This window comes from Streptomyces sp. (genome assembly GCF_019510245.1).
Taxonomy (GTDB): Bacteria; Actinomycetota; Actinomycetes; order Streptomycetales; family Streptomycetaceae; genus Streptomyces.
Map to the genome: position 1 here is coordinate 1 of NZ_JAEKKT010000337.1, position 7,096 is coordinate 7,096.

Consider the following 7,096-nt stretch of genomic DNA (forward strand, 5'->3'; position numbering starts at 1 on the left):
CTGCTCGCCGAAGCGCGGACGAACTGACGCACGCGGACGCCCGGACTGGCGGACGCGTCGACGAATGGGCGGGCCGGCGGAGGGGCGGGCGGACGAGCGGGCCGGCGGACTGGTGGGCTCGCGGCCGGGCTCGCAGAGGAGCGCATGGGCGGACGGATGGGGGCGGACGGGTGACGGGGCGGACGGGTGACGGGGCGGCGCCGCCTCACTCGGCGGCGCCGCTCCGGCCCGGATCACACCGACAGGGGCTCCAGGTCCCGGTAGATGCGCCGCTCACGGCTTGCCAGCAGAGTGATGCCGTTGTCCTCCCCTAGCAGCAGGCGCAGTTCCGCCAGCGCGTCGTCCCGCAGCGCGCGGGCCTCGCCGTCACGGCCGAGGGCCCGCAGGGCGAGCCCCAGGTTGGTGACCACGGCGAGCGTCTCGGGGTGGTGGCGGCCGAGGGCCTCGCGCAGCACTGGCAGCGCCGCCTCGTCCCGTTCCCGCGCCTCCTCGAAGCGGCGCTGGTCGTAGAGGACGTTGGCGTAGTTCACGCTGCTGAACACGGTGTGCGGATGGTGCTCGCCCAGCACCTCCGTCATGCGGGGCAGCACCTTGAGGAACACCGCCTCCGCCTCGTCCAGGTCCCCGCAGCCCCAGTGGAAGATCCCCAGGTTGTTCAACGCCGCCTGGGTGTACGGGTGGGCCTCGCCCGGCACCTTCATGTACTCGGCGAGCACCTCCTGGGCCACCTCGCGGGCCCGGTCCCGTTCGTCGGCCGCGAACAGGTCCGCCGCCAGGTTCAGGTCGCAGGCGAGCGAGTCGGGCGTCGGGGCCGTGTACTGGTCCTTGTACTGCTTTCGGGTCGTCTCGGTCAGCCGACGGGCGTCCTCCAGCTGGCCGTTGCGGCGCAGCGACACCGCCAGGGACTTGGCGCAGCGCAGGGTGCCGGGGAACTCCCTGCCCAGGATCCGTTTGTGGGCCGCGTACGCCCGCGACAGGATGGACACCGACTCCGCGTACCGCCCGACCTCTCGGAGGTCTCGGCCGAGGCGCTCGGCCGAGGCCAGCGTGTAGGGATGGTCGGGGCCGAGGACGGCCGTGCGCCGGTCGAGCGTGTCCTGGTCGATGCCGCGTGCCTGGCCGTAGTTGCCCACCATCCGCAGGGCGAGAGCGAGGTTGTTGGCCGCGCTGAGGGTGCGCCGGTGCGACTCGTGGAAGATCTCGCTGAAGCCGTTGTGCGCCTCCTTGGCCAGCTCGACCGCCTTCGTGTACTCGCCGAGCGCCGCCAGGTCGCTGGAGAGCCCGGACATGGTGGCGTACGTGTGCGGGTGCTGTTCGCCGAGTTCCCGGCGCTGCCGGTCCAGCAGGTCCTCGCCTATCTCCCGGGCCTCCACGTAACGCCCTTGCGAGCGCAGCACGTTGGCGAGGTGGAAACGCAGGTAGAGGTAGTAGACGTCGTCCTCCCCGAGCACCGGACTCCAGTGCTGGAGCAGGTCCTCCGCGAGGCGCCTCGCGGCCAGGAAGTCACCGCGTTTCCACTGGTAGCGGACCCGGTCGATGAGCAGTCGACGGGTGTCGGCCTCACGGCAGTTGCGGGCGTCGGAAGCGGCCAGGTGCGGCCAGATGACGGCGAAGCGGGGCCACGTGGCCGGGTCGTCGATGGGTTCGTCGCCGTCGGGCCGGGCGCCCGCCAGGACGGTGTGCACGACGTGCCGGGCCTCCTGCTGCTTCTCCTCGGGCATCTGGGCGCGGATCACCGCCTGCACCAGCCGGTGCACCTGGAGGCTGTTGGTCTTCTGGTCGACCTTGGCGAGCGCGAACCGGCCGATCTCGCGGATGACCCGGCCGAGCAGCAGGCTCTCCTGGAGCGAGGGGTCGTACGGCTTGAGCGCCGTGATCATCTCCTTGCTGTAGAGCAGCTGCTGGGAGATCGGCTCGGGTGCGAGAAAGGCGCACAACTGCAGCAGCCGTACGGCCGCGGGTGATCGCTTCTCCAACTGCTCGATCGACACGTTCCAGGTGGCGGCGACCGTCCGCGGGTAGTCGGGCGGCTGGTTGAGGTCCAGCACCTCGGTGGTCTGCCGGGCCAGCTGTCGCAGATAGTCCTCTATCGGGGTGGCGGTCTCGGCCAGCCAGGCCGCCGCCTGTTCGACCGCCAGCGGCAGATCTCCGAGGGCCTCCGCCACCCGGTCGGCGTCCTGAGCCGTCAGGCCGTCCTCGCGGCGCCGGGTCAGGTGCTCGATGCTCTCCTTGCGCTCGAAGACGTCGATCTGCTGGGACGCCCCGTGCTGCGACCAGGCCTGGTTGCGGGAGGTGACGAGGATGTGCCCGCCGTCCCCGGTGGGGAAGTAGCGGGCCAGCTCCGCGGGGTCGCCGGCGTTGTCGAAGACCAGGATCCAGCGCTTGGTCGGCAGCCCCCGGGACAGCCGCTGCACGGCTTCCTGGCTGGCCTTCGTCATGTCCTCCTCGGGGCCCGTCGCGCCGATCAGCGGGGCGAGTTCGGCCAGCGAGGCGACCACGTCGTCGACGTGTTCGGCGGATATCCACCAGACCAGGTCGTAGTCGGCCATGAAGCGGTGCACGTACTCGATGGCGAGCTGGGTCTTGCCCACGCCGCCCAGCCCGAACAGTGCCTGCGGCTGCGGGGGGCCGGACAGGTCGCCCAGCTGGGTGCGGATCCGGTCCATGATCGGGGCCCGGCCGGTGAAGGTGGTGTTGCGCTGGGGCGCGTTCCAGATGCCGGGGGTGATGCCGGGGAAACGGGGGGCCGACGGGCTGTTCTCCGCCTGCTGCAACGGGAGGTCCAGCGCGCGCTGGAGCGCGGCCACGCACTCCGTCTCGTCGAGCCGGTGCAGGTCGGTGCACGGCTCCGGGAGCGGGACCTCCTCGACACGCAGCGGCACCACCGAGTTGCGGGCGCCGTCCGGGGCGGTCCGCTCGCCGAGGGCACGCCAGACGGAGTCGGCGTACCGGGACTCCTGGAAGGTCTTCGACAGCAGCACCACGGTGTGGGCGGTCGTCTCCGCCGGCTCGACCGGACCGGTGGAGATCTCGTGCAGCGTGACCTCGCAGCCGGCCCGCTTGAGGAGGTACTCGACCCAGTCGGCCCACATCCGCTTCTCCGCCGCGTACGCGACCACGACATCGGCCACGCTGGTCAGCGGCCGGCGCCTGAGGTAGGCGTCCCGGCAGCGCAGTCGGACCGGTTCGGGGATCTGCGGCAGCGAGGTGACCTCGCGGTCGGAGATGACGGCCGTGAGCCGCTCGAAGGCGGACAGCAGCGAGTTGGCGATGCCGCTCTCGTCGCCGACGGTGGCCAGGGTCTCCTCGTAGGCGTAGTACGGGCGGTAGGGGATCTCGACGTTGCCCCAGTAGGCGCTGAGTTCCTCCTGGGTCAGCGGCCGGCCGTCCGCCCCCTTGGGCAGCCCCTCGAACCGCATCCGGGCCAGCGCGCGGCCGGCGTCGACCTTCTCCTTCTCGCCCTCGTCGATGCGCATCGGCACCGGCAGGACTCGTATCCGGCGCGGTCGGTAGCCCTCCTCGACACTGCGGGCGACGACCGCCGCCCCCTCCAGCGCCTGGTCGCTGAGGGTGAAGCAGTCCACCAGGACGTCGGGCATCTCCATGGTGCAGATGTCGGCGTTGTCCGAAAGACCGGTGCGGCTGTCGATCAGGACGTAGTCGTACGTCCCCTTCATGCTGGCCCTGAGCGCCCTGAGGAAGGTGCCGCCGCCGAGGCGTTCGTAGAAGTTGTCCCACTCGAACGAGGTGACCGCCGCCGAGTAGGCCCGGTCCTGGCGGCCCGCGGAGAGGAAGTCGAGGGAGCCGCCCTCGGGGAAGTGCAGGTCGAAGCGCTCGGGCCGGATGGACACGGCGTGCTGCTCGACCTGGGCGTAGGCCAGGTGCCAGTCGTCGGGGCGCTGGGTGCCCGTGGTCGCGGCCCAGGCGTAGTCCTGGATGATGTTGATGACCCCCGGGGTGGCCGACAGCGCCTTGGGGTCCAGGAACGGGTGGAAGAAGCGGTGCAGGCCGGGGGCCTCGAGGTCCCAGTCCACGGCGAGCACGCGTTTGCCGTTGGCCGCGAGGATCCACGCGGTGTTGGCCAGGGCCATGGTGCGGCCCGTACCGCCCTTGTACGAGTAGAAAGTGATGACACGTCCGTCGCGCGGGCCCGTCATGCTTCTCCTCCGTGGTCGGGTCCGCCTTCCGGGTACGGCGGCTGGATGGGGCCCAGCAGACGGGGCCTGGGCACGTGCGGACCCGGCGGCGGATGGGCCTCCGCGTGTTTGAGGTACTGCCGGGTGGTGTGCGCCACGACGGCGGGCAGCACGTCGGTGAACGCCTTGAGGGTGGGGACGCCGTTGACCGCGGTACGGCAGTCGGTGCGTCTGCCGCGCTCCAGCAGCAGCGGAAGCGTGCGCTCGAACTCCGTGGTCAGGCGCTGTCCCTCGTCGCCGTGACACTGCAGGTCGGCCCGGTTCCAGGGGACGACCGCGCTCACCCACGGCTGGGCCTGCGCGTCGAACGCCTTCAGCCTGCGCCGCCGTTCCTCGTCGGTCAGCGTCCACCGGTCGACGAGCAGGATGCGCGGCCGGCCGGTCTTGCCGCTCTCCTCGCCGGTGCCGGGCGAGAGGGGGCCGTCGGTGTCCTCGTCGTCGAAGGAGGAGACCGTGGGCCGGTAGTCCAGCGAGCGGATCAGCTCCTCCGCGAGGGCGGGCAGCGGACGCGTCGACTCGGAGTGGTACGGGTTCCAGTCCAGCGCGTCCTCGCCGTAGGGGCGCGGATCCCGGTCCTCGGGGACGCTGTCGCGGCTGGGCGCGGCCACCGTCAGATGGATGTGCCGCGGTTCCTCGCCGCGCGGCCGGAACGCGCTCGGTGTCGTTTCGTAGTCGCGCAGCCGGCCGGGCGGCAGCGGCCACTCCTCGGCCACCTGGACGATCCGCTGGGCGAGGGTGAGGACGGTCTCCTCGTACTCGTCGCGCAGCCTGCTGAGTTTGATGAGCCCGTAGAAGCCGTTGGTCGCGTAACGGTCGCCGAAGGTCGTGCGGTCGAGGTGTATGTGCCGTATGGAGTCCGGCAGTTGGTGGAAGTCGACGCGCGTCCACAGGGCCGGGACGATGGCGGACACCTCGCGTCCGCCGGCGGCCCTGGCATGCAGGAGGCGCTCGTTGAACGCGAACAGTTCCCGGCCGCACATCTCGCTGGTGAAGTAGCGCGGTGACAGCAGAGGTACGAAGACCCGGCAGCGGGCCAGGTTCTCGCTGAGCTTCCTCGGCCACCCCACGCCGGAGCCCATCTCCCGGTCTATGAAGCCGACTTCGGCGCCGGCGGGCAGATCGGTGAGCGCCATGATGTGGTTGCACAGGTCCCGGTAGAGCTGGTGCACCCAGTGATCGGGGTCGCCGCCGCCCGACCCCCACGGCGGGGTGTGGGCGTAGCTGAGGAAGAAATAGGGCTGCCCCTCGGCCGGGACCTGCCCCCACTCTCCGTCAGGTGTGTCCAACACGCCCCCCTGCGCGTCGATGACCCCGTAGCCGGAGCCACCTGGAACCGGAAGAACAATGTGCCTGACCAAGTGCCTGGACGGTTCACTTAATTCAGGTCATTCCGGGAGCGATATCTGGACAATTGATCGCGTACGTCGTCGACGGCGGCCCTCATGTCGAAGAGCGTGACCGGTTTTCCGGCCCATTCCCGCCGTACGAGGAGTTCATCCGGGAGCCGTGCGCCCGCCTCCGCGAAATCACCGTCGTACAGGGCCAGATCCTCGTACGTGAACCAGTTCCCCTTTTCGCCCACCACGCAGCGGTACAGCCGTTGGGGCGGTCTCGGGGTCATGCGGTACTCGGCGAGATGGAAGGCGCTGCATGCCTCGAACCCCACGCGCAGCAACAGGACTTGCGCGTTCGCGGCGTACAGCCGGGCGAGCGGCGAACGCTCGCCGAGGTGACAGAGCGGGTCGTGCCCGGCGAGCAGCTCACCCGCCCGGGGGCCGATCGCGGCCAGCGAGGTCTGCGGATGGTCACTGCGCACGGCTCCCGGAGTGGTCCGCACACACTCGGCCAGAGCGCCCATCGACGGGCAGGGGGTGGCGTCCGGCTCGAACGGGGGCATCGACGCACGGAACGCCTCGGCCTCCTCCGCGCTCAGGTGCGCGACGAGGGCCCGGTGAGCGCGGGAGCCGTCCGAGTTCTCGGGGGTGAAGGCGGGCACGACGAGCGTGCCACGCGGCCCGAGTGCGTCGAGCAGTGCGTTGCGGACCTGGGTGGGGGACAGACCGGTCCCGCTCAGGGAGGCGTGCACCATGAGGGGGGTTCCGGGGCGGATGGGTAACTCGGCGAGCATGAGCGCTAGTTGGTCGACGCGGGTGTGGGCCGCGGGGCGGGTGTCGTGGTGTCCGATGTTCGGTGTGGCCGCCGGGGGAGCAGCGTTCGTCACGGTCGCCCCGCGATCGTGGTCCACTCCTCGCGTAGCTCCGCGGCCAGTACCTCGCCGCTCTCGGTGAGGTCCCGGTCGGGCAGGTCGGTCAGGGCGGCCAGGGCGCGTCCGGCTCGGGCCAGGGACTGGAGGCCCTCGGGGGTCTCAGGGCCCCAGTAGGCCACGTCCCCCAGGGCGTCGACGGCCTCGGTGAGCAGTCGGCCGGCCTGGTTGCCCGGCACGTGCAGATCGGTCGTCGCGCGCAGGGCGGCCAGCCGGGCCCGGCGTCCGAGGCGCGGCAACTCCCGGACGAACGCGGCGGGTTCGAAGTCGACGGCCACACCGAGCCCGCCCAGACCATCTTCGGCGAGCCGCACCCCGGCTCCGGCTACGAGCGGGGTGATGGCGTCGACGCGCAGTGCGTTGCGCTCGTCGTCGGCCGCGGATACCTGTTCCGCGCGGAGCTCGTAGGCCGTCCGCAACCGCTCACGGAACGCGGCGAGCTCGTCCGGGGCCAGTGGAGCGGTGACGGGTGCCGGGTAGACCGCACGGCGGGGGTCGGCGTCGTCGATGAGCAGCGGCTCGGTGGCCGCCACCTTCAGTACTGTCAACGGCCGCCAGGCTTGGGTGGGTTGGTCGCCGACGGTGAAGAGGGTTCCGTCGGCGGTGCGGACGTCGAGACCCCGTGCGCTCACCACGG

Annotated in this window: 3 protein-coding genes and 1 pseudogene; all 4 read right to left on the reverse strand. The window is 71.2% G+C overall.

Annotated elements, in window-relative coordinates; genetic code table 11:
• Positions 1-233: 233 nt before the first annotated feature.
• A complete protein-coding gene (gene fxsT / locus JF597_RS50630; protein WP_294013147.1) occupies positions 234-4,157 on the reverse strand; it encodes an FxSxx-COOH system tetratricopeptide repeat protein in 3,924 nt (1,307 codons plus the stop codon).
• On the reverse strand, positions 4,154-5,482 hold the full coding sequence (locus JF597_RS50635) for a TIR-like protein FxsC (protein WP_176742336.1): 1,329 nt from the start codon (positions 5,480-5,482) through the stop codon (positions 4,154-4,156). Before JF597_RS50635 ends, fxsT begins: the two co-directional genes overlap by 4 nt.
• An 89-nt stretch (positions 5,483-5,571) precedes the next feature.
• Positions 5,572-6,285: an AAC(3) family N-acetyltransferase gene (locus tag JF597_RS50640; protein ID WP_079140748.1), complete on the reverse strand. Its 714-nt coding sequence runs from the start codon at positions 6,283-6,285 to the stop codon at positions 5,572-5,574.
• Positions 6,286-6,413: 128 nt separating this feature from the next.
• Positions 6,414-7,096 (reverse strand): annotated as a pseudogene (locus tag JF597_RS50645) (FxsB family radical SAM/SPASM domain protein); the annotation flags it as partial.

Bases quoted from the DNA above. Each gene is read 5' to 3' on its own strand.
- fxsT (WP_294013147.1), bottom strand. From the start codon at position 4,157: ATGACGGGCCCGCGCGACGGACGTGTCATCACTTTCTACTCGTACAAG.
- JF597_RS50640 (WP_079140748.1), bottom strand. From the start codon at position 6,285: ATGGTGCACGCCTCCCTGAGCGGGACCGGTCTGTCCCCCACCCAGGTC.